Source organism: Pedobacter sp. 01N310 (genome assembly GCF_056399805.1).
Genome location: NZ_JBFTSB010000006.1, coordinates 22,259 through 44,685 on the forward strand (window position 1 = coordinate 22,259; position 22,427 = coordinate 44,685).

Annotated in this window: 23 protein-coding genes; all 23 read right to left on the bottom strand. The window is 36.5% G+C overall.

The genetic code is table 11. The annotated features are described in order from the left end of the window. Nucleotides 1–158: 158 nt before the first annotated feature. The 23 genes from AC1DNH_RS13765 to AC1DNH_RS13875 are packed head-to-tail and all read right to left on the bottom strand — an operon-like array spanning nucleotide 159 to nucleotide 22,415. Complete coding sequence (locus AC1DNH_RS13765; protein ID WP_477581392.1) at nucleotides 159–740, bottom strand: WcaF family extracellular polysaccharide biosynthesis acetyltransferase; 582 nt, start codon at nucleotides 738–740, stop codon at nucleotides 159–161. Further along, entirely contained in the window at nucleotides 724–1,320 is a 597-nt protein-coding gene (xrtY, locus tag AC1DNH_RS13770; protein ID WP_477608130.1) for an exosortase Y, read from the bottom strand. Before xrtY ends, AC1DNH_RS13765 begins: the two co-directional genes overlap by 17 nt. A gap of 20 nt (nucleotides 1,321–1,340) precedes the next feature. Then, nucleotides 1,341–2,195 carry a glycosyltransferase family 2 protein gene (locus tag AC1DNH_RS13775; RefSeq protein WP_477608132.1) on the bottom strand — a complete coding sequence of 285 codons (855 nt, stop codon included), beginning with the start codon at nucleotides 2,193–2,195 and terminating at the stop codon, nucleotides 1,341–1,343. Between the two features lie 7 nt (nucleotides 2,196–2,202). Further along, entirely contained in the window at nucleotides 2,203–3,507 is a 1,305-nt protein-coding gene (locus AC1DNH_RS13780) for an XrtY-associated glycosyltransferase XYAG1 (RefSeq protein ID WP_477585090.1), read from the bottom strand. Between the two features lie 13 nt (nucleotides 3,508–3,520). Continuing rightward, nucleotides 3,521–4,936, bottom strand: a complete 1,416-nt coding sequence (locus tag AC1DNH_RS13785) for an exosortase Y-associated Wzy-like protein (RefSeq protein WP_477625439.1) — start codon at nucleotides 4,934–4,936, stop codon at nucleotides 3,521–3,523. Further along, nucleotides 4,926–6,125 carry a glycosyltransferase family 4 protein gene (locus AC1DNH_RS13790; protein WP_477584775.1) on the bottom strand — a complete coding sequence of 400 codons (1,200 nt, stop codon included), beginning with the start codon at nucleotides 6,123–6,125 and terminating at the stop codon, nucleotides 4,926–4,928. Before AC1DNH_RS13790 ends, AC1DNH_RS13785 begins: the two co-directional genes overlap by 11 nt. After that, on the bottom strand, nucleotides 6,118–6,933 hold the full coding sequence (locus AC1DNH_RS13795; RefSeq protein WP_477584776.1) for an FkbM family methyltransferase: 816 nt from the start codon (nucleotides 6,931–6,933) through the stop codon (nucleotides 6,118–6,120). Before AC1DNH_RS13795 ends, AC1DNH_RS13790 begins: the two co-directional genes overlap by 8 nt. Continuing rightward, nucleotides 6,934–8,205: a glycosyltransferase gene (locus AC1DNH_RS13800; RefSeq protein WP_477584777.1), complete on the bottom strand. Its 1,272-nt coding sequence runs from the start codon at nucleotides 8,203–8,205 to the stop codon at nucleotides 6,934–6,936. 7 nt (nucleotides 8,206–8,212) lie between these two features. Then, entirely contained in the window at nucleotides 8,213–9,430 is a 1,218-nt protein-coding gene (locus AC1DNH_RS13805) for a glycosyltransferase family protein (RefSeq protein ID WP_477625440.1), read from the bottom strand. 7 nt (nucleotides 9,431–9,437) lie between these two features. Beyond that, on the bottom strand, nucleotides 9,438–10,160 hold the full coding sequence (locus tag AC1DNH_RS13810) for an FkbM family methyltransferase (protein WP_477584849.1): 723 nt from the start codon (nucleotides 10,158–10,160) through the stop codon (nucleotides 9,438–9,440). After that, entirely contained in the window at nucleotides 10,138–11,178 is a 1,041-nt protein-coding gene (locus AC1DNH_RS13815; protein ID WP_477584850.1) for a glycosyltransferase, read from the bottom strand. The genes AC1DNH_RS13810 and AC1DNH_RS13815 overlap by 23 nt, the downstream gene beginning before the upstream one ends. Further along, nucleotides 11,175–12,161, bottom strand: a complete 987-nt coding sequence (locus AC1DNH_RS13820) for a glycosyltransferase (protein ID WP_477625441.1) — start codon at nucleotides 12,159–12,161, stop codon at nucleotides 11,175–11,177. The genes AC1DNH_RS13815 and AC1DNH_RS13820 overlap by 4 nt, the downstream gene beginning before the upstream one ends. Beyond that, nucleotides 12,142–13,299: a glycosyltransferase family protein gene (locus AC1DNH_RS13825; RefSeq protein WP_477610907.1), complete on the bottom strand. Its 1,158-nt coding sequence runs from the start codon at nucleotides 13,297–13,299 to the stop codon at nucleotides 12,142–12,144. The genes AC1DNH_RS13820 and AC1DNH_RS13825 overlap by 20 nt, the downstream gene beginning before the upstream one ends. Continuing rightward, complete coding sequence (locus AC1DNH_RS13830) at nucleotides 13,296–14,222, bottom strand: glycosyltransferase family 2 protein (protein WP_477625442.1); 927 nt, start codon at nucleotides 14,220–14,222, stop codon at nucleotides 13,296–13,298. Before AC1DNH_RS13830 ends, AC1DNH_RS13825 begins: the two co-directional genes overlap by 4 nt. Then, nucleotides 14,223–15,191, bottom strand: coding sequence for a hypothetical protein (locus AC1DNH_RS13835; RefSeq protein WP_477625443.1), 969 nt, complete (start codon nucleotides 15,189–15,191; stop codon nucleotides 14,223–14,225). Next, nucleotides 15,191–16,057 carry a putative sugar O-methyltransferase gene (locus AC1DNH_RS13840; RefSeq protein ID WP_477582697.1) on the bottom strand — a complete coding sequence of 289 codons (867 nt, stop codon included), beginning with the start codon at nucleotides 16,055–16,057 and terminating at the stop codon, nucleotides 15,191–15,193. Before AC1DNH_RS13840 ends, AC1DNH_RS13835 begins: the two co-directional genes overlap by 1 nt. Then, nucleotides 16,057–16,899, bottom strand: a complete 843-nt coding sequence (locus AC1DNH_RS13845; RefSeq protein ID WP_477582696.1) for a glycosyltransferase — start codon at nucleotides 16,897–16,899, stop codon at nucleotides 16,057–16,059. The genes AC1DNH_RS13840 and AC1DNH_RS13845 overlap by 1 nt, the downstream gene beginning before the upstream one ends. Then, on the bottom strand, nucleotides 16,896–17,708 hold the full coding sequence (locus AC1DNH_RS13850; RefSeq protein WP_477582694.1) for an FkbM family methyltransferase: 813 nt from the start codon (nucleotides 17,706–17,708) through the stop codon (nucleotides 16,896–16,898). The genes AC1DNH_RS13845 and AC1DNH_RS13850 overlap by 4 nt, the downstream gene beginning before the upstream one ends. Beyond that, nucleotides 17,708–18,688, bottom strand: coding sequence for a glycosyltransferase family 2 protein (locus tag AC1DNH_RS13855; protein WP_477582692.1), 981 nt, complete (start codon nucleotides 18,686–18,688; stop codon nucleotides 17,708–17,710). The genes AC1DNH_RS13850 and AC1DNH_RS13855 overlap by 1 nt, the downstream gene beginning before the upstream one ends. Next, nucleotides 18,681–19,820, bottom strand: a complete 1,140-nt coding sequence (locus AC1DNH_RS13860) for a glycosyltransferase (RefSeq protein WP_477582690.1) — start codon at nucleotides 19,818–19,820, stop codon at nucleotides 18,681–18,683. The genes AC1DNH_RS13855 and AC1DNH_RS13860 overlap by 8 nt, the downstream gene beginning before the upstream one ends. Then, a complete protein-coding gene (locus AC1DNH_RS13865) occupies nucleotides 19,817–21,040 on the bottom strand; it encodes a glycosyltransferase family 4 protein (protein ID WP_477608867.1) in 1,224 nt (407 codons plus the stop codon). The genes AC1DNH_RS13860 and AC1DNH_RS13865 overlap by 4 nt, the downstream gene beginning before the upstream one ends. Next, nucleotides 21,040–21,696 (bottom strand): class I SAM-dependent methyltransferase, encoded by a 657-nt coding sequence (locus AC1DNH_RS13870; RefSeq protein ID WP_477585256.1) that lies wholly within the window; start codon nucleotides 21,694–21,696, stop codon nucleotides 21,040–21,042. Before AC1DNH_RS13870 ends, AC1DNH_RS13865 begins: the two co-directional genes overlap by 1 nt. After that, the gene (locus tag AC1DNH_RS13875) at nucleotides 21,687–22,415 is read right to left on the bottom strand and encodes an FkbM family methyltransferase (RefSeq protein ID WP_477608869.1); all 729 of its coding nucleotides are present in this window, start codon (nucleotides 22,413–22,415) and stop codon (nucleotides 21,687–21,689) included. The genes AC1DNH_RS13870 and AC1DNH_RS13875 overlap by 10 nt, the downstream gene beginning before the upstream one ends. Nucleotides 22,416–22,427: the final 12 nt, after the last annotated feature.

Consider the following 22,427-nt stretch of genomic DNA (forward strand, 5'->3'; position numbering starts at 1 on the left):
CATAATTTTTTAAATAAGATAATTTTGATTGTTAAAGAAATCTTAACCATTGATATTTGTCAATAAATAGTTAAATGATAAACCCCAAAAGTTTTTGTCCAACTTTTGGGGTCACACCAGTTTGGCAATCCGCTTTATATTTTAATCTGAATTTTGTATTACGCTTTCATTACACGGTCTTTAACCTTTACCGCTGGGTTGCCTTGGTAAATGCTGTAAGGCATTAAGTTTTTGTTCGCCACACTTCCCATTGTTAAAACAGCATGACTATGTAGCGTTACACCAGGACCAACTGTAGCTGCAGCACCAATCCAAGCGCCATCTTCCAGCACAATGGGGCCAGTCATTAAGTCGAAATTTGTGCGGCTATAATTATGATTTCCGGTAATGAGAACAGCCTGTTGCGAAATACAGCAGTTTTTTCCAATTTTTACCTGATCCAAATTGTCTATATAACAATCAGCGAGCCAGCTATAATCGCCAATTTCCAGTTTCCATGGATATTTAATGTGAATGCCCGGTTTTATCCGTACTTCCATGCCAATCCTGCTACCAAATAACCGTAACAAAGCAACCAGTACCGAACTGACTGGCATCAAACGGCTCTTAAAAAAGATGACATTGGTAAAGTACCACAAAATCTGCTTGAGGATGGAAGCACCAACCTTAAAATTACCAGTATCAAAATTCTTGTGTAGCTGTGTTTTTAGCAAATTTTCCTCTTTATTTGTTGTTGGCAATGGTTTGATTTTTAACTAATTTATTGCTTTTTTTGATCCAAAAATATAACATTGCGAAAATGCAGATGTACACAATGATATTAAAAATTTCGTGGTGATAGGTAAAATTGTTCCGTTGCGATTTAAAGAAGCCCAGTAATACGCCCAAACCTGCAATACGCAATACATTCAGCACGTAGATGGCAATAAAACCGATCACCAGCATTTTAAAAGTCGATTTCCATGATGCAGGGAATGCCAATACAAAAGCGGCCAAAAAACTCATTACGCCAAGTCCAAGGCAGGAATAATTCACGCGAAGATAAGGCCCGGATACTACCATAACGTCCATTTCATTATGAATGGCATAAAAGCCAAAAGCCTTAATAATCCGTACCGCAGGTACAATTAATGCTGTTTTTAAGCCTTGAATATAATCAAAGTGATCAGCAATATAAGCATTATAAAATCTTGAACCAGGTGTCATCACACTATTCATAAACAGATTACCCTGGCTAAACAGGATGTATAATATAAGCAGGGCAACCACAAATTTGATGGCCTTTTTATTCGCTTCTTTTTTTGCTTCTTCTGGGGTCATATGTTATCGGCATTATAAATTTAACTTCTGTTTTTTTGAATTACTTTAATTTTTTTATCTACCAGCTTTCTGAACCAGAAGCCTTGAAGATAATGGAACTTAATACCCGTGCTTCCGTCAAATATGCCCAGTTTAAAAAACATCCGATAGCCAAAGTAAAGATAGGGGCGAAACCCTAGTGGAAGTTTCCACCACAATTGTTTTAACCATGCCCGCTTTTCATCAGGACTGCCCAGTAAGTTAGGCTTTAAACTTTGGAACCGTAGCTTTAACATCCTTTCTACCTCTTCCTGTGCAACCAGATCACTATAACGTTCATGTTTGGCTTTCCAAAAAGCAATATCATTTTCTTTTAGGTTTTCTTCCAAAATCCAACCTTTCTTCCAGATTTCAGTTTTGCCCGCTACAATAAAACGGTGGTCCATGTTCTCGTTGAGATCAGAAAACCCGATCCCTGTCCTGAACATTTTTAAAAGGTAAAAAGGGTAGAAGGTACCAAACCTAATCCAGCTTCCCTGAAAGAAGTTTTTGCGGTTAAAGTAAATACCGTTAATACCGAGATGGTTTTCCTCTTTAAAGTTAGCCAGCATTTCAAACAGCTCCGGTGTAACGGTTTGATCCGCATCGAGGCCGATTGTCCAGGGTGTTTCTACTTTAAAGTTTTTTAAAGCGAAATCCCATTGTTTCGGGTGGTTTATAAAAGGGTTTTGTTTTACCTCAGCACCATAGTGTTCGGCAATTTTCAAGGTTTCGTCGGTACTTCCGCTATCCAAAATGAACATTTTTGCATTTAGGGCTTTGATCGATTCCAATAACCTGGGCAGATGGAGCTGCTCATTAAAGGTTAAAATGATAAAGCTAAAATTTCGATTCATACAAGGATTAAATTGCTGATGGGCTAGCTAGAATTTCTTTGTAAAGTTCAATATATTGTTTAACCAATGTATCATCGTTAAAATCAGCATTGATTTGCAATGGAGCAGTAGTTCTGATTTCTTTTCTTTTTTCCATATCCTGATAAGCCTGAATTATTCCAGTTTTGATCTCTTCAATGTGTAGTCCAGTAACCCATCCGAGGTTCTTATCGGCCACATAATCGGCAAGACCAACAAATTTGCTGATCAATACAGGGGTGCCCACACTTAAACTTTCTACCACTACGTTGGCAAAATTTTCGTTGTAAGAGGTAAGCACAGTTAGATCATGCCCGGCCATTAAGTTAAACTTATGCTCATTACTTACCTGTCCAAGCCAATTCATTCGATTGTTTAGTGCTAAATGCTCAGCTTTATATTTTAAACTTTGTACATATTCTTCCTTACCTGTACCGCCGATGGTTAACTGCCAGGGGATATCGACAAGTGCCAAAGCTTCAAAAAGTAATTCAAGTCCTTTCTTCTCTTCAACGCGGGAAAGAAATATCATCTTAAAAGCAGGTGATTTCTCGTCTTTCACGACTGATTTGCGATACTCACTAGCTATTGCTCCAGCGCCTAAACTAACCAGATTGGGGATTACCCTAATACTTTTAGGTTGCACTATCCTTAAAATATCTCTCTTTTCCTGTTCGCTGGTGGCGTGGATATGGCAATATTTTAATAAAGTTTCACCCATTAATTTATGGATGATCCTCTTTGAAAAAGAATTCCGGTTACCAAAGGAATAGGAGGTGAGCATTCCCCGTGGAGACAAAACAACGGGTATTTTATACCATTTGGCAACCAAACAGCTTAATACCGAAACTAAATTCCACCAGGCATGAATGTGTACAACACTCCCCTCCGAAGGAGGGGAGTCTGTAAGACGGGGTGGTCCTTTTAGGTTTTGATTAGCTGTGTTTAGTTTGTCATCCTTATCACTTTTCTTGTCATCCTGAATGCAATGAAGGATCTCTTTCCGTAAATTCAACAACAGCCCAGGCGAAAAATGACTATGATCTTTTGTCAATCGTTTAAAATAAGTAATAGGCACGCCATCAACTAAAATAGGTACACCAGTTATAACATCTAACTCATTTTTGCCATTTGCTGTAGTAGTCAATACCTCCAGTTCATGTACAGTGGCATTACCGTCAACCGCCAACCGCTTATCAACTGACAGGATTTCGCACAACTTCCCTACACTTTGTATAGGCCCACCATAAATATAGGCAGGTTTGTAAGATGCGGTAATATGAATGATTTTCAAAGGTTAGATAATGTTAATCAAATGTTGGTTTTAGTACCTTTATGGTTCTGAGCAGATAAAACAGGAACCACATAATTACATAACCCCAAAAAATATTATTGAACATAAATTCGAAGTTATTTCCCCGCCAAAGACCTTGAAAAATACTATTGAACATAATTACACAGCCTAGCTCGTAACCTCCAAATAAACTTTCAGCTAAATCAGAAAAATGTTGAATCAACATCCCATACAATAACATGAAAAAGAAAACCCCAGGAATACCGAAGCTTAAATAAGCGTCAACTACAGGACGGGTTTTTGCCGAAACTGTTGACATTTGGTGCGCTACACCCGCATCGTAAACCCTTTGCATCGAAACCATTTCCATACTGGGTTTACCCGACCAGAAAATTCTGGGTATAAGTCCTTCCAAAGAGTTTTCTACTATTTCCCAATCATAATAAGGGTGGTGGTCAGGTACATATTCCACAAATTGGGTAAACATCTCCATTTCACTTAGTCTTCTGGTTAGAAAGCCCCAGTTCGTATCTTCAATTTGTACTTCATTCTTTAAGTCCAGATTTTCAAAAGCCTGGCTTTGCGCTTCCTCTGCACTTACTTCTCCCCCCCAGCTTTGCCTTACAGTATTGTTATAAGTGGGTAAGAAGTATAATAATATGTAAGCAACAGGGAGGGTCAGATAAAGTATAGGCCTTTTGTAATAAGGGAAAAATACGCACGCAATAATAATGATATTGATAATAATTGGCTCTTTGTAGCCTGAGAGAGATGCATGTATGAAATTCAGGGTGAAAATAGTAGCACCTATTCCAAGGTATTTGATGTTTTTGGTATTAAATCCTTTAACAAATAATACAGCTGCACAAGATATTCCAACCAGTGTAAGTGGGAGTGCAATTTGGCTAAGTCCTGAAAAATTTTGAGCTAACGATCCTATTCCAAATACAATAATACTGAGCCAGATTAAAAAATCATCATTGTCATCAAAGGCTTTTATACTCTTAATTTTAATAAGATTTTTTTGAACCAAAAGCATACCAGTAACCAATGTAGCGTGTGCCAGTAAACTCATGCGCTGGCAACTGGCAATCAGTGCAGTTTGTTCACTTTCTTTAAACTGTTTGCCATAATTAACTTCAGTTAAATATCGGTAGCCTAAATGATCCATAAAATAAAATATGGAAGTGGTACACATAAATCCGGCAAAAATGAGTTGGGTGAGGAATAAGGGCCGCATAATCTGTTTATTAATAGGCAAATCTCTATTAATAATTGCGGCGGGTGACAAAATAGTGGTATAAAAGATAAAAAGCGAACCAAACCATGCCACAAAATAGGAAATGATTGGACTATTGATTAATAAATAGCAAACCAAAACAGGAAAGTATAGCGTTAAAATAAGTTTGGTTGGGTTATTATTTTGCATCGTTATTATGAATTGTACCTACAATGGCCTTCACTTGTTTTTCAAACGACCAATCTTTGATAATTTGTCTTGATAGGCTTCCCATTTGTGCTAATTTATCTTTATTTTCAGTTAATGCACTAAGTTTTTGTTTGAGATCGCCCAAATCTCCCGATTTAAATATTTCTCCATTAATTGTAGATTTAACCAGATCCGCAGCACAACCAACTTTATTAGAGATCAATATTGCTTTTCCGGCAGCCATGGCTTCATTAACAGCCAATCCCCATGTTTCGCTCAAAGATGGCAAACAAAATAAATCACAGGCCTGATACACAACTGGCATTGCTGTTTGATTCTGAAAATCAATAAAATGAATTCTCTTTTTTATACTGTCATCCTGAGCGTAGTCGAAGGATCTCTTCGTTCCTAATCCCTCAACTTTCCTTTTCAAACTCCCCTCTAACACTCCATTTCCAATAAAAAGTAAATGTGTATTTTTCAAGTCAAGATTAATAAAAGCATCTAATAAAATGAAAGGATTTTTAACAAGATCAAACTTACCTGCAAAAAGAATTAATATTTCACTAGAATCTATGCCGAACTTAGTTCTTAAAGAACTTGCTTCTATATGTCTATCTTCTGCAAACCGTTCATTATCTATCGCATGCGGTGCAAAAACCAGTTGTTTTTCATCTACATCATACTTTTTGAAATAAGCCTTGTTTTGTTTACCTACATAAAAAGCTACGTAGATATGACGGTAAACCCATTTAAGAAAAATATTTTTCACAATAGATTTTAAACCAAATTGATGATTGAGTAGGGTAGAATCGCCCCTAAAATAAACTGGGATTTTCCCTTTAAAATATCGAATTGCTTTTAAATGGCTGCGCCATGCCCATCCATAAACTAAAATGGCATCGGGTTTAAAGCTTTGTATCGTGTCGATGAGATTGGGATTCACAATACCATTGAAATGATGTGTGCCTTGATCTTTAGCTATGTTTTCTAGAAACGCAGAATCATATCCATCTAAAAGTGGTAAATCCCATTCAACTTGCCTTCCAAATCCCTTGTCAAATTTATTTAGTGAACTTTCTCCCCACGTGTAAAATACTTTAAGTTCGACTTTGTTGCTTAAAAGCCTAAAAACTGGCGCATAATATTGGATAGGGTGGGTAGTAATTATAGCGAGTTTTTTAATCATTAGGCATAGCTATAATATTACCCGAAACTAAATTTTCAAAGCTGATAATTTTCTTCAACCCATTTCTATGGATATATTCAAAGCCATAATTTAATGAAGCCAGTAAGGTAAGTATATAATCTTCTGCCCGACCAGTTTTTATATGGTAATGTTTATCGTACTCGAAAATGATTTTTGGCTTATTTTTCTTTATTGTTTCTATCAATCCATCTAAAACAAAACTTTCATACCCTTCAACATCAATTTTTATGAAGTCGACTTTTCGATCCCCAATAACTTCATCACCTACAAAACACTTTATAGAAACATCGCCATTTTGGTCGAATAGATTGTAAGCACCAGGATTGGTACTCCTTAAATCTGCTTGGATGTTAATTTGCTCATTTTTATTGCTTAAAGCAATATTTTGGGGGTTAATATTCGTAAAATTATTTAACTCAATATTTTTCTTGAGGGCAATATAGTTATGTGGAACAGGCTCAAAGGCAGTCACTGTACCCGTATTTCCTGTAAGCTGAGCAAAATATATGGTATGAAATCCAATATTTGCTCCGATGTCTAAAATATGATCGCCTGGTTTAATAATAGATTTAAAAACTTTTTTAAGTTCTGGTTCGTAATCTCCTGTATAAGCAATTTTTCCTCCAATCCATGTTGAAGTATCGCAATAGATTTTGAAATTACCTTCCAATGGTTCGGCAATTTGGACTGCTTTTTTTAATTTATGCTTAGTAAAAAGATAATTAAATATTCTATCCTGCCCTCTAAAAAAAGGTCTTTTTAAAATAAATTTATAAATGGATTGCATTTAAATAACTTTATTGAATAGGTTTACTTGCTCTTTTGTCATTGCAGATGCTGTATAGGGTTGAAATGCTTTCCAATTTGTTTGAGGGATTAATTTTTGCACAACATTTTGTAGATATTCATTTAGTTGATCAAAGGCAGAATTTTCAATTGCATCAATATCCAAATGATATCCAGCATTACAATCGTTGATGATTTGTGTAGCACTGCTTGCTTGGTGCAAAACAGCAAGCAGCGGTTTTTTAGCTAAGATATACGGATAAAGTTTTGAAGCTGTATATGCAGCTTGATTCGATCCAATGATAAGCAAACCGTCAGCTTGTTGCAAGCAATTTATGCTATCGTAAAAACCAATTCTATCCGTTTGCTCATGCACAAAAGGTAAGATGTTAAAGCGTTGGGCCATAGGTAAAATTGTGTGCTCACCCTTTCCTTGTGGTGCGTAACTTGTACCTATAAAATGCATTCTAATTTTCTTGAACACAGTGGGGTTTAATTCTAGTCCTTTTTTGAATAATGTAAAAAGTGTATTCAGCGCTGGATGCAGATCATAGCCACCTCTGCCTACATAAACCAAATTAATGTGACTGCTGTCAAATCGAATTTTTAGGTTTGAACCATTGATTGTTGCAATTTTAAAATCCAAATCAAAAGCGCCAAAAGTAATCACAGCACTTGGTTTATCTTTTAAATATGCATAACGAATTTTTAAAGTATCAATATAACCTGCTGAAACACTGATTAAGCCATCAACACTTCTCATGGCAATTGGTTCTAAATATTTATTCAAACGGTAGGAGAACCAATACTTTTTAGGTCTTTCTTTTTTTGTTTTACTTTGATAGTAATCAGTATGCCAAGGATCTTGCATATCGATAACATAAGGTATACCATGTTTTTTTTTCCAATAAGCGCCCAAAATACAAATTGGAAAAGCAGTAGTCGAAAAATATATTAAATCGAATGTTTCCTTTTTTAGTAACTCATTTACCTTATTTCGGTAAAACCATAAAGAGCGTAAAGCTAAACTCCCAAGTCCAAGCTTACTTGTCCATTTTTTTGATAGCGCTTTTACGTGATGAATTTTTATCTTATCTGGTATAGATTGTAATAAAAGTGGGTCTTTTACTGTATCAATATATTCATCTTCAACAGTTACAACTTCTGCATCCCATCCAAAGTTTTCAAAGTATGGCAAACTCATTCTAATGCGTTGCATATCCGCTGTATTGGCAGGAGGAAAATAAGGAGATATGATGAGAACGCGTTTCAACTAAATTTCAATTTTCGATTGTATATTTTACATTAGATAGAAATTTTTCCTTTTCAATATCCCAGTTTAAAGTTTCACCTGCATACTTAAAAGCTTGTTTTTGATGAGCAAATAATAAATATTTATCTTCTAAATACATTTTTAAGGCATGGGTCAAAGACTCAGGGTCGTTTTTCTTATAGATTATTCCCATGTTAGGGTAATCTTCAATTAATAGTTTTTGAGCAGTGGTGTCTGATGCAATAATTGCTAATCCAGACTGGATATAAGTAAAGATTTTATTGGTTAAACAGATATCTCGATTTTTCGGAATTCCAATTTCTGTTGCTAAGCCGATGTCAAACTTTTGGGCAAATGAAATAATTTGGTCCGGAGAAATAGGATGATAATAGCATATTGGATGAAACACCTCATTTTCTAACGCAATTTGATTAAAATAATCTTTAACTCCATCCTTAAGCTCACCCAATAAATGTAATTCAAACTTTTGCTTACAATTACCAATAGCTTTGATAACAGCTTCCAAGCCCCTATCTCTACCAATGACTTGAGAAAACCAAAACAATTTAATAGGGTAATCATGTATAATTTCTTCATTAATGTTTTCTTTTGGAAAAACATTAAGAATGGTGTGTGGTCTTAAGTTTGGATAGAGATGCTGGTAAGCTTTACTGATTAACGGACTAGCAGTACTTAAGTAGTCTAAAATTGGTAAATATCTATCTTCCAAATGTGCCTTTAAACGCACATCAAATTGCTGAGGGTCATCATATACTTCATGGCGGTGAAAGTCCTCAGCATCAAAGCCCAATTTCGCTTTGTTTTTCTTTGCAGCGAGTGCTGCTGCTGGGAGTGCGGCTAAATTATGGGCGATATAAACATCTGCTTTTATTTTTTTAGCCTGATTAACCAATTCAGGAGTACATCTTCCAATAGCATAAAGTGCTGTAAATTTAATACCAATAAGCTTTGCTAACCATCGTGCCAGCCTATGCCTAATTGTTGTGGAAAGATAAGTTATTCTACTTTCAGTTGGATGCCCTCCAACCTTGATGGATTTTAATCTTGTCTCGTTTAAAATTTCAAAATCCAGGCGTTCGGCCCAAGCTATACGAAATTGGTAAATCAAAGTTACTTCATAGCCTGCATTTATTAGGGCAAAAGCCTCTTTCACAAGCCTAGGGTTTGTGGAGGGTTGTCCTGATGTAATCAATACAACTTTCATAGTTTAGCTAGAGCCATCGTGTTGATGAAACTAACGGATGTGTTTGTTTAATAAATAGAAAATCTGATTGAAACAGTGCTTTATCGTAAGGCCTACGCATAATTGAGCATATATCATATAAGATAAACCCATTATCCTTCATAAATGAAATGACGTCGCTAACTAATGGTGCACCTTTGTAGATCCCCAGCATGGAAACTTCTATGAGTACTGCCTGAGCAGATTTTAAAACGTTCAAACCGCCTTCTAAGATTTCAATTTCCGACCCTTGGGTATCAAGTTTAATAAGGTCTACAGATTCGAAACCTGTTTCTACAGCAATTTCATCTAGAAGTTGAAGTTGTATAGTCTCCACTTTTGCATTGGTTTCATTATCCTCTTTGAAAATGGAACTCGCTGATTCGTAAATATTAAATTCAACATATTTTTTTTCAGCACCCAAAAGGGCAATATTTACTTTTGAACCAAAGATTTGCTTTGATACCTGATCTAAAAGAGGTTTTTTATTTTGCTGTCCTTCAATCATCAATAGCTGCACACCCGGAAAAATCTGATTAATCTCCAAAGCCCACTGCCCCTCATAAGCACCAATGTCGATAATTTTTTTAGGATTGAAACCCAATTTCTTCAGTCTTGTAAATGAAGATTTTTGGGAAGGTACTTCAAATTTAGTTTTTATAATCTCAACCAGCTTTTTGGGGATGAGCTTAATAATCAGTTTTTTTATCATTTTTTAGTAACGTTAAATACTCTTTAGCGATAACTGTGGTATCATATTTATGCTTAGCGGTCTCTCTACAAAGTTTTCGGTTTATGGCGTTAACTTTTAACAAAGACTTAAGCATCTCTTCTTCATTTTCTACAATGAAACCAGATATTCCTTCGTCAATTACTTCAGGAACAGAGCCTCTTTTAAAACCAATCACAGGAGTGCCACATGCCATGGCTTCCACCATCACCATCCCGAAAGGTTCATCCCATTCTATGGGGAAAAGTAAGGCTTTTGCTTTTCCTAAATATTCATTTTTTTGCTCATCATTTAAGGCACCTAGGTAAATAATTTGCTCTCCATCAAACAAAAGTTCAATTTCATTCTTGAAGTAGGTATAATTATCTAGAGTAGTTGGGATATTTCCTCCAATCCATAGTTTATGGTCTGTTTTTTTTGCAATAGCTATGGCTGTATGAAGGCCTTTTATCTTATCTAATCTCCCTAAAAACATTAATGGGGCATCATGAACTGCCTTTTCTTGCAATTGATAATTGGAAAAATCAATGGCATTGTAAACAGTTTTCCAGGTTCCCGCTACATTACCTGTACTCACGCAATAATTACTGCAGGCAGTAAATACTAAATTTTTATTTGGCAACGATGTCGCCAATTTAATCCCTTTTTGTGCAACAGGCCTACCATAAGTCATGATTTTATGGGCTTTAGCATTTAGAATGGGTAAAAGGTAAATTAAGCGACCAAAATTGTGAATGAGATCAAACTCATTTCTTTTAGCAAAAAGAAACTTCCAAGCAGATAATACCTCTTTAAAATGCTGAAATTTAGACCGTTTCAAATCATTTTTGCCAAAGCTGTAAGCCTTTCCACTGATGTGTGAATTTGGCCCAGCCAATAAGCTTACTTCATGCCCAAGTTTATGGTATTCTTCGGCAAACATAAAAACCAGTCTTTCATGCCCGCCATATAGTGGCGGTGGGACGGGAATTCCAGGGTCCATGATCAATAAAATTCTCATGAATAAACCTCGTTTAAAATTTCCAAGATCCGTTCGGCACTTCTTTCCAAGCTCAAATGCTTTAAAATGTAATTCCTTGGGGCATATTTGTCATTTGACACGCCCTTCATAAATAAAGGTAGTTTTTCTTTAAATTCATTGAAATCTTTGAATTTTTCTCCACAATCTTCGCAAAAATAGGGGACTGAACTTGCAGGTACAGCTTCCGTTTCGCCCCACGCTAATCGATGAGGATCTAACCAAAATCCCTGATCCCATGCCAAAATGGGAACATTCATGGCCATTGCCTCCTGATAGGCTATACCTTGACTTTCATGCTCACAAAGGAAAATCATGCCATAGCTGTTGGATAGTTGCTTTTGATAGGTCTTGATATCATAATATCCATAACGAATGAGGTGATAGTCAATACCTTTTTGGTCAAGTTGATTTAATATAGGCTTGAGTAATGTTTCTTCGTTTTCAGCCTTATTCCAAAGGAATTTCACATAAATCAGCATTCTTTTAGCTGCACCTGAACTAGGCTTCCAAAATGCTGTATCTATTCCACTCGGCCAGGTTTTACATTTTCCTGTACCATACCATCGATTGTAAAGTGATACTGTCCATGGAGAATGCTGAAGATAAGTAGCTACAGGATATTGCTCAAATAAATCTGGCCATTCAGCTGGATGTGTCATTAATGCAATACCTGCAACAATTTTATTTGATTGATGGTAATGCTCCAATACCTTGGGCCCACCTAATACAATGATTTGATCTTTAGTTGTTAAGCGCTCAAATGGGATGTTTATCTCATATTTAATATTCAGCTTATCAAAGGATTTACAGAGATTTTTAAAAACTTTTTCAATTCCACTGGTCTTTTTCTTCTTGATAAGATTGCGTAGCAAAGGAATAAGGTAACGATCGCCGGGAATAAAACGGTCTTTGCTTTTCTCTAAATGGAAATAAATGATAATTCTATTTTCTATTTTGCCCATTTAGAACATTAATAATTTGTTGAAGGGTGCTAGAAATATTTAGCTGATTTAATGCTTTTTGCTGTCCAGCAGTACGTAGATTAGTTCTGCGTTGTTTATCTTGAGCCAACATTTTGCACTTGTCTAGAAAATCGTCAACTTGCTGGTAAGTTAGTATTTCTCGATCTAAATCGTATAAATCTTCCAATCCTTCTGTATATTCAGTGAGGTAACATGCCCCTAGCATAGGTGCTTCAATATCTCTTAATCTTGAATAGGTATCGGGTTGATGCATTGGAAAGTTGAAACACGGGTAGCGATTGATCCCTAAGGTGATGGCGCTTTCTCGAGTGATTTTTACATAATCATCAAAACGAGGTTTGCCTTTCAGTAGCACTGATAAAAGTTCACTAATCGTTGGATCATAAGATTTATGTTTGAGTTTATGATAAAATGAACGGATGCCATATTTCGATATAAAGTTGATCTGGTTCTTCAGTTTTCCTAAGGTAGAAAAAACCGGACTGGCACTTTCTGGGGCTTTATCTATCCAACCACTTCCATAGATATCGATTTTGCTGCTTGGCGCCTGTTGCAGTAGCTGTTCAAAAAATAGATGTCTTTGAATATCTTTTGAACCGATAAATACAATCTGATCTGTTTCTTCAGCGGCGATATTACGGTATTTTTGTTCCACCCACATCGGCATGGGGAGGTTCAGGAAAGGTAATTTCGCTTTTTGGTAAAATTTGACGGCTTTGTGTTCTGGAACCCAGTTCAGGTCGAAAATAGCAAATTCCTCTGGTACTTTCTTGAACATCCTCACATGGTCGCAAAAGAAATTGACACATGGAATGCCCATTTTTTGTATTTCGGCAATGGCAGCTGTATCAACCTGTTCCGGATAAAGATAGCTTAAGAAAAGATCAACTGGATTTTCTTTCAAGCAAGCGACTGTTTTTTCCCAAGACGAGGTTTTCCACGCTGAAAATTCTTCATCGCTCTGCTGAACCAAACCTTTTGCCCAATCAATGTCTTTACATTCAACCCAGGTTGCACCGAATTCTTCGATTCCATTTTTGATGTAATATTCCCAAAAACTATAGGGCGCAACGGGATGCTGAATCGGTGATTGAAGAAAGGAGATGAAAATTTTCATTTTCTAAGCAAAGTTCTTCTAAGACTTAATATCTTTTCTGTACGATTAAATCCAAGCGTACGGTATAATTTGCCAAGCATTCCTTTTTCTGGCGGATTAAAATTCGGATTCAATTCAAAAATCCAATCGACAACAGAGACAGCTTCTTTGAGATCATATTTGGCAATCCAATGTGCCAAAGCCCACAAAACTGGTAAACCAGCATCTTTTCTCCTTTGACTTGAGGAGTTATTGTTAGCTAATTGGCCCAATATTTTTTGGTAAATCTTTAAATGTTGGGAATTTTGAATAACGTAATTGCTCGCCGAGGTAAACTGCAACCTTCCTTGAGTATGTACACGATGTAAAAGTGCATATTCTTGATGGATAGAGACTTTTGGATTTTTCAGTGCTGTTTCAAGTACAAATAAACGATCATCGCGAAAAGCAAAATCTGGGCGATGCGGAATATCCTTAATGAAATCTTTTCTAAACAGATAAGATGAATAATGTGACGAATCGCATTCTCCCAACTGTTGTGCGATAAAATCATCGCAGTCTATCCACTGCTGACTTCTCAGCACATCATTGTTTTCATCAATTACCCGATAACCGCTCACCACCACATCAGCTCCCGTTTCTTCTGCCAAGATGAATTGTTCATCATTGGCCTTTGGAGAAAGTAGATCATCAGAATCCAAAAAGCGAATATATTTCCCTTTTGCCAATTCAAAACATCGATTTACTGCCCAGCATTTGCCCCAATTTTCTTGTTTAATCGCTTTGATATCGGGTTGTGCCGCTAACCATTCCCAAGTGCCATCGGTACTGCCATCATCGATTACAATGATTTCAGTTGAACAGGAATTATTTTTGCAACTTGCTATGGCTTGAGGTAAGCTCCACAAACGATTATAGGTTGGAATGATGATGCTGATATCCATTTATACTGTACGTTCAGATTGCTCGATTTTTCTAATCCCAAACAATTTTCTGTAAATCGGGCGGAGTGTATTTTTCGCAGCAATCTTCATTCTTGCTGGCCATTCGATGCCAAATTTCGCTTGTAATTCCGTTAGCCAATTTAACTTTTGGTTTAAGAAATGTTTTAAGCGGAAAACCTCTCTTTGATAGGGGTAATGTTTGGTGTAGTAGCCTAGGAAATGAAAAATGAGGGGTTCAACTTTTTCAAATGGATACCAATCCTGATGTAAGGGATGAGGTTTTGGCGGATTGATCAACCATCTTTCACCACTCACCGCATCAATTTGATAGCCACCGGGACAAGCTTGCGGATCACTCATTACAGTTCCATCGTCGAATAAAGGTTGCATTTGATGAAGCTCCATCGCCAAGGCCATGATCACCTCATCATTTGGCCGGTTTCTCAATCTTTTGAAGCCAATTTCATCGTATCGCGTTTCCAGCTCTCTTGCTGTTTCATAAATGGCTTTTGCTGTTGCGCTATTTTCTAGGTAATAAATGCCGCCGTTAAATTTGGACATCTGAACAAGATTGAACTGTTGAAGAACCGATTTAACATCTCCAAACCATTCCCCATCGCTGATATATCCACCAAGTACGCTGACCGTTTTTCCTAGAAACTGCTCAAAAATGGGCTCAATGTTTCCGAAAATCAAACAATCGCTGTCGATAAAAAGCGTTTGTCCGGCAGGTGCAATTTGATCAAGATGAAGTTTTGGGGAGAAACCAAGTCCGAAAGCCCCTTCTTCGATGATGATTGTTTTTGCCCAAGCGTTTATATCGTCCGGAATAAATGCAGGCTGATCGGTAACAATGATGAAAGCAATCGATTCAGGATCATTCCATCTCTTAAACGACCTTGCTAAATGAACAGCTAAGTCGACATATAATTTTTTCCCCGTTGCTAAGGTGATGACTTGCCTTTGCATCACCTATTTTTAATTCGTTGAAAGACTTTTAATCCGAAATGGTAAAGTTTTGGAGAAAGTTTATGGATAAATCTTCTTTTATAAGGGAGTGCATTCAGCGATAATCGCGTATTCCAAGCCAGGATGAAAATATTCCCATTGGCATTTTCAATTGGAAGTATACCCATTTTCTTTAAACCGAGGGCTTCCATTTTATTGAAAATGATAACAGGATGATAAGATTCAATCCTGAAATTATAGATCATGAAACCGCTCTTGGCATGTCCAATTACTTTTTCTAAGTACTGATCTTGAATGGATGGTGTACACTCCGTAAAAGCGCAGTTGCTCAGGCAGATATCATAGATTCGATTTTCCGCTTCATCCAAATTCCCAAAAATTACTTTATCCAAATATTGATTTCCAAACTTTCCAAGATATTTCGCGGTGAGTAAGTTCACTTCCGGCAGGTCGTACATGGTGTAGGAAGAGATGTTAAAACCGTCCATCACCAATTTGGCCAAACCACCATATCCACCGCCAATTTCTACCAGATGTAAACCGTCTAGGTTTCCAAAGCTGCTTTCTAGATAAGCCAACTGGCGGATGTAATGCAGAGTAGAAGGAGCAATATCCCCAATTTCTTCATAATGGTGGATATCGGCGCCACCAAAATCATCATTTGTTTTGAATACATTGATTTGCGTTAATAATGATGGCGCATGTTTTTTGAGTTGATTGAGATAGGTTAGACCATCCTCATAAGAGAAATGTTCCAGGATTTCCTGATAAACTTCATTTTGCCTGAATGTGTTGAACACAGTGTCATCGGTAGCTGCTATGCTACAGAAATTGTTATAGCGTTGATTATCAGAAGCTGATTTCATCAATCTTTGTTTTTGAGTGTTGATTGGGCTGAAGCTACAACTCTAAAGCAGAATTCGTAAATCTTATTGTTGTAGAGTTGAACAACGAATAGTTTAAAGAAAGTACCTATCAACTTAAAAACCATGGTCACGCGTCGCCAAAAAGGAGGAACGGGAATAATCATCAAATGTTCTTGCGTCTTAGCTCCTTCTAAGGAGTTGGTCATGTGCCATTTTCTTGGCGTTGTTTCCAGATAACCTTCATGTGAAATGGAGAATTGATCTACTGGGTCTAAAACCACAGTTTTAATATTTTCATCGGAAAATTTTTTAGTGAGGAAATTCTCAAAACCATCCTGACCTAATTGTCCACCCTTTGGCGCTAATTCCAATGCGAAAAATCCATCTTGCAACTGTTTAGTATTACAAAGGCATGGATTAGCGGAAAACCCATAGATAGAATTAAAAAAATTCCCCATCAATGGATTAATCTTCTCCTCTTGGGTTAATGGTCCGGTTTTGCTGAGCACAATCTCTGCCCAATCTTGATGGTTTTCAAGCTGTTCGGCAAGCGTTTCTAGGGCTACCGAAGAATGAAAAGTCCAATCATCCTCCAACCAAAAAAAGTAAGGGGTATTGATTGTTTTCAGCGTAGTAGAGATGCTATTTACATATCCGCTTCTTTGAGGATGCTGAAGAATAACGTCAGGTTTGATCTCGTTGATCAGCTGAGGATTAACTTGTCCATCTATAGCAAGGATAACCTTCGTCCAGTTATAGCTAAAATGTTTGCGAAATGAGTTGATGGTTTGACTTAACAGATGCTCACGTCCTTCGCAAGTAAAAATGACAAGTGAAATCATATATCGACAGCAGCTTTGCTTATTTCGCTATTTTTTATAGCCAATATATTTTGATACCTGAAAATTTCATGTTTAGAATTATACTCACCCATTGGCAGTAATCTATTGTTGGGCATGATCCGATGGAGCTTATAATTCGGCAAAATTTTGTAGAAATCAATCATGAAGCTTTTTGAGGTGATGTTAAATTCGTTGAATTCAAACTGGATAATTGAAATGGCCTGCTTGTTGAGCATTTTTTTCGCCCCTTTTAGTACGCTTAATTCGTGACCTTCAACATCAATTTTCAAGAAATCAATTTGGTTAATGTGATTGGTTTCACAATACTCATCCAAGGTAACAAAATTGCATTCAGTTCCTGCGGATGTGTTCCCTACAAAAGTGAAAATATCATTAATGGAAGCAGGATAGGCAGTAGCCATGCTTGCATCATCATCTTTACTGGCAATGTAAAGGTTCGCTCGTTCCGCCTTATCGCTCAAACCAAAATGATTACAGATGAAATAATCCGTTTTGGAGCGTTCTTCCAAGGTTTTAAAAGTCTTAGCAATAGGCTCGAAGCAATGAATGGTTGATTGCTTGTAATTTTTCCGAAGGAAAGAAGCATATTCACCGATGTTTGCCCCCACATCAAAAATTACTTTGGGCTCATCTTGGAGTAAGTCGGGAACAATTGTAGTGACAATATATGCTTCTCCAGAAAAGTAAGTGTTATGACCAACTCCCAACTGAATATGAGCATGAGCCAAGAGGTCTACCTTTAGGAGTTTCAATATTTTGATGAAAAAGCGTTCAATTAATCTTCTCATTATTTAAATCTAAAATAATCAACTTTCATCACAGTTTTCCATCCAAATAGCCGACTTATCACTTTTTTGACAGGACTTTTGAAAGGCTCAATCTTTAATTTAGGGTACAACTCCTTAGCTTTTTGGGCAGCCATTGCTGATAAATCTTTATATTTTGGATAGAAGATAAAAGCATCGCCCCATAGCTGATTGCTCATGGCTATTTTTGCCTCAAGTTTAGGTGTTGCGGCTAACAGATATTCAGTTTTGAGCAAGGTAGATTGGAGCGTGTTTTTACAGGCAATATAGCTTCTTACCGCACTTAGACTATTTTGTTGCCTGAATTTTCGATAGTAATTGATTCCTTTTTTTGCAAATATCACTTCATCTGAGGCCAAGATCACCCTGCAAAAATATTCACTATCTTCATCCGGACAAGGAGAAATAGAGTAATTCCATGGACCAGCTTTTTTAATGATATCGATGGGCGTTAAAAATGCATTAGGTTGAATCATTCCGCCATAAATTGGTCCGATATAGCCTCCTCCATAAAGTTTAATTAGAAAATCAATCGAACTATTTTGTTCATTTGCGTACCAATCCTCCATCACCGGATAGCTTTGATGATCTGTTTGGTCAAAGAAATGGACTGTTGAACATAATGAGATTGCCTTTGGATGCTGTTTTAAAATCTCAACTTGACTAGCAATTTTATCTTCGCTCAAGAGATCATCCGCATCTAAATACTGGATAAATTCCCCAGTTGCCGCTTCCAGCCCAGTTTGTTTAGCAGCGCTTGCTCCAGCATTTTCTTTCGTGATGACCCTGATTTTTGAGTTTTGAATATCCTCAATTACTTTCAAGGTCTGATCTGTAGAGCCATCGTTAACTACAATAATTTCCAGATTCTGATGAGTTTGATCCAATACAGATTGAATGGTCGCTTCGATAAATCGCTCTGCGTTATATGTAGGAATAATAACTGAAACTAAATCATTCATTTAAAATCAGGGATAACCGTTGGTGGATAATGGTAGGATTGAAATCAGTTTCTGCCAATCGAATAGCTTGAAGGCGGCATTCTTCCCAAAAATCTTTGGTTTGTAAACGTTTGATCATAGCGGAAATATGAATCACCGAATCGTTATTCACGTAGCATAACCACTTATGTTCTTTCGCCCAAAGGCCAATAGCACTCTTCTCAGGTGCAATGATCAGAATTGGCATTCCTAAATGACAAAATTCAGCGAATTTGCTCGGAAAACTGTGTGTTGCCCTAATTTCCTCAGCTAAGTTAAAAGAGTAAAATATGAGCAATACATCCATCTTTTCTAGTAACATGGTGAAAAGGTCATGAAGTTTTTCCAATGGCCTCCTTATTTTTATTCCTTCACAATCTCGAAATCGATCAGCTATGGCGAGGTCTGAATTCGTAACCAAAGTTAATTGCCCATTCATCGATTGTGCTGCCTTAAATATTTTCTTGATCAGTTGGTCATGAAATGGAAGTATCGTTCCAGCATAGCAAAGCTGAAGTCCCTTAAAATTTACTTTAGCCAAATCTTTCTTTCTGGAGCTGCCTTCTGGAATAGGATAGATTACAATAGCGTTTTTCCCACCATTTTGCTTCAGCAATTCTTGCATAGGTTTTGAAACAACAAAGAAATGTTTACAGTGACGAATGATGTTTTTGAGGTTGCCCAAGCTGAATAGATGGCCTTCAAAATATTTGCTGAAAATATTGTCATCGTGGAAAAAAAGATAGTAAGGCAACTTTGTTTGTGAAGCTATGATTTGTGCTAAAAGACTGCCCGTGTCTTCTAAAATCCCCAGAATTTTATCTCCCTTTTGAAAAATTAATCTGTTTTTCAAAAAACGGTAGTGAAGCCAAAATCGGAATGTTGAAAGCAATGGAGTATATTTTCGCAAGGGCGGATGCCACCATCTCTTTGGGATATTGATTTGGGTAAATTCAGTCCTTACTCCATGATTTGGACTACAATTCAAAAAGACGATATGATGCCCTTCTTGTTGGAATCTCTTCAAATGCCTGTAGATCACTACACTGCCACCACCTCCATCTTTCAATGGAATAATGGTACTTGAAAAATAAATTGTTGTGGGGGTGGTCAAAAATTAAGAATTGTATCTATTTTTTTTACAGAATTGTGCCAAGAAAATTGCTCGTGGGCATAAATCAGTACATTTTGATACATTTTTTGCTGTAATTCATCATCCGCTAGAATAGCTGCTAAGACTTCTGTAATATTGTCTTGATTAAAACTGACCCCATTCTTTCCATGATCGGTCAACGTGCTGAAAGCTTTAATTTTATTATGTAATACTAAAACATTTCCATAACAAGCTGCCTCTACTGCTGCCAATGGAAAACCTTCCCACAATGAACTTAAGCAGAATAATTTTGAGCGATTGTAAATGGCATACAATTGGGCAGGATCGGAGATATTTCCAGTAAATATGACCTGATCTTTTAAATGAGGATAATTTTCGAAATATTTATTGATATAACCTTTAAATTCAGGTTCGATTGGCCCGACGAAATAGAATTTCCAATTTGGGACAGACAATTTTGGAATCGCTTCTAACAATAGCTCATTGTTTTTTTGTGGATTACCAATTCTTCCAACAGAAAGTAAAATATTCTCTTTTTCCGCAAAACTTTTCACCCCTTTGGTTAGGGCAAAAAGACGATCCAAATCGGCACCATTAGGTATCATTGCCATCTTCTTTTCAGGCACTCGATATCTATCTTTAAAATAGCGGTAACCATCTATAGATTCTGCAGAAATTAATTTTACCATCCTAAAGAATAACGGTAATAGCACTTGCTGATAGCCCCAGCTTTTTACTTTTCCTAATATTCCAGCTGAGTTGAATATGCTGGCTTGATTTTTATGGAAATCTAAATCAATATCTAGTTTTAGGTAAATTTTCCCATGAGGATGAAAAAATTTATATACAATGGCATAAAAAATATTCTCAGAGCTAAAATGGAATAAGTTGAGGATTTCTATTTCTTTCGCATGCTGCCTGATATAGGCATAAATAGATCGTTCAAAAAATTTACCTCTACCTTCGTTTGGTAAAAAGTGGAGTTTTAAACCAGGAACTTCAGTTTTTAAATAAGGATAATTAGCCTCAATAACATTTGTTTCAGTTGGAGGTTTTTTCCATGGGCCGGCTTTTCGACCTCCTTCTAATGAATGGAAATAAGATACTAATGTTGAATTATACCCCAAAATTTTAAAAAATTGATAGGGAATTTGACCAGTATCCTTTTTTAGTTCAAGGTTTTCGATGTGCGGAACAATGGTTACAAAGGACCTAGACATTATTTGGTCGCAATAGAAATTTGATCATAGGAAATGGTAATCCCTGCTCTTATTGCTTTAGTAAATGGAAAAAATGCCAATAATCTGTTGTACCATTTGATGTATCTTATTTTATTTTCATTCACCGTAGAAGCCCAAGGAATAAGTGGTGTGTAAGGTTGGTCTGTAAATCTTTCTCTCTCCAAGCTTTCGAAAAGTGTGAGTACATTCATCAAGCCTAATTCTTCATATAGTGCAGCCATTCCTTCGGGATAAATCCTCCAACAATCTACCGGAGCTTCATGATAAGGCCAACTAATTGGTGAGATAGTAATGATCAGCCCTCCTGGTTTTAATATTCTTTTCAATTCAGCAAACCAGGTCCAAAATTTACGTACATGTTCCAGCACATTAGAAGAAATAATAATATCATAAGTATCATTTGCTATCGGATAATTATATTCATCAGTCGACAAAATGTCTAAATCCTCATTCTTAGCATTGCTAGTTCGCTCGCCCGCCACTATATTTAAAGTATGCCAGGTGATAGTAGGATTGCCAATCATAGTAGAAAAGCTAGAAGGAATCATGTCAGGACCAATCTCTAAAACTTTTAGGTTATTTTTAAAATATGTTTTTGCATATTTTTTGAATAATAATTCACTGTTTAAATGCATGATTGGTTCAGAACTGTTGTGAAAAAAAGATTATTGTTAAGTTTTACATACGCAAAGTAATAGGGTGATAGCGCATCCATTACTGATGATGTACTACCAGGTCTCATGTCTTCATGGGTTTCTATCATTAAGTTTTTTACTTTTGATAGCCATGAGGTGTTCTTTTCAAAGAGCTCTTTTTCACTTCCCTCAATGTCGATTTTAAGAATATCAATATGGTCTAAATTAAAATCACGATAAATGTCAGCAATTGAAATTCCATGAATGTCATAATTATTATTTGTACTTTCTGTAAGTTGAAATGCCCATTTGCTAGCCTTTAGATCAATAAATTTTAAATAGGTTTCGCAGTTCCATAGACCACGTTTTAAGATGGTGATGTGAGGGTATCCTGCTGTGTTTTTTTTGAGCATTTCATAATTTGAATCCTCGGGTTCAATACAGAAAAGCTGTGCATTAGGGTGTTCTTTCAATATGTATAAAGCAAAAAGACCAATATTTGCTCCAGCATCAACAACAATATTGTGGTCTTTTAAATCTAATAAGGCCTCATAATTTTGATCTATAAATATCTCTTGGAATACCCCAATATCAGAAGTGTTTTTTCTTAAATAGATTTTTTCCTTTAATCGCGGTAGTTGAAGTACGATCAGTTCATCATTGTCTTCCAGTTCAACTTGACGTAAGATACTTAATCCTTCGATACCAAAAGCCTTCATGTATTTTATCGC

Bases quoted from the DNA above. Each gene is read 5' to 3' on its own strand.
- xrtY (WP_477608130.1), bottom strand. From the start codon at position 1,320: ATGACCCCAGAAGAAGCAAAAAAAGAAGCGAATAAAAAGGCCATCAAA.
- AC1DNH_RS13775 (WP_477608132.1), bottom strand. From the start codon at position 2,195: ATGAATCGAAATTTTAGCTTTATCATTTTAACCTTTAATGAGCAGCTC.
- AC1DNH_RS13785 (WP_477625439.1), bottom strand. From the start codon at position 4,936: ATGCAAAATAATAACCCAACCAAACTTATTTTAACGCTATACTTTCCT.
- AC1DNH_RS13790 (WP_477584775.1), bottom strand. From the start codon at position 6,125: ATGATTAAAAAACTCGCTATAATTACTACCCACCCTATCCAATATTAT.
- AC1DNH_RS13795 (WP_477584776.1), bottom strand. From the start codon at position 6,933: ATGCAATCCATTTATAAATTTATTTTAAAAAGACCTTTTTTTAGAGGG.
- AC1DNH_RS13805 (WP_477625440.1), bottom strand. From the start codon at position 9,430: ATGAAAGTTGTATTGATTACATCAGGACAACCCTCCACAAACCCTAGG.
- AC1DNH_RS13810 (WP_477584849.1), bottom strand. From the start codon at position 10,160: ATGATAAAAAAACTGATTATTAAGCTCATCCCCAAAAAGCTGGTTGAG.
- AC1DNH_RS13815 (WP_477584850.1), bottom strand. From the start codon at position 11,178: ATGAGAATTTTATTGATCATGGACCCTGGAATTCCCGTCCCACCGCCA.
- AC1DNH_RS13820 (WP_477625441.1), bottom strand. From the start codon at position 12,161: ATGGGCAAAATAGAAAATAGAATTATCATTTATTTCCATTTAGAGAAA.
- AC1DNH_RS13825 (WP_477610907.1), bottom strand. From the start codon at position 13,299: ATGAAAATTTTCATCTCCTTTCTTCAATCACCGATTCAGCATCCCGTT.
- AC1DNH_RS13830 (WP_477625442.1), bottom strand. From the start codon at position 14,222: ATGGATATCAGCATCATCATTCCAACCTATAATCGTTTGTGGAGCTTA.
- AC1DNH_RS13835 (WP_477625443.1), bottom strand. From the start codon at position 15,191: ATGCAAAGGCAAGTCATCACCTTAGCAACGGGGAAAAAATTATATGTC.
- AC1DNH_RS13840 (WP_477582697.1), bottom strand. From the start codon at position 16,057: ATGAAATCAGCTTCTGATAATCAACGCTATAACAATTTCTGTAGCATA.
- AC1DNH_RS13845 (WP_477582696.1), bottom strand. From the start codon at position 16,899: ATGATTTCACTTGTCATTTTTACTTGCGAAGGACGTGAGCATCTGTTA.
- AC1DNH_RS13850 (WP_477582694.1), bottom strand. From the start codon at position 17,708: ATGAGAAGATTAATTGAACGCTTTTTCATCAAAATATTGAAACTCCTA.
- AC1DNH_RS13855 (WP_477582692.1), bottom strand. From the start codon at position 18,688: ATGAATGATTTAGTTTCAGTTATTATTCCTACATATAACGCAGAGCGA.
- AC1DNH_RS13865 (WP_477608867.1), bottom strand. From the start codon at position 21,040: ATGTCTAGGTCCTTTGTAACCATTGTTCCGCACATCGAAAACCTTGAA.
- AC1DNH_RS13870 (WP_477585256.1), bottom strand. From the start codon at position 21,696: ATGCATTTAAACAGTGAATTATTATTCAAAAAATATGCAAAAACATAT.
- AC1DNH_RS13875 (WP_477608869.1), bottom strand. From the start codon at position 22,415: ATGAAGGCTTTTGGTATCGAAGGATTAAGTATCTTACGTCAAGTTGAA.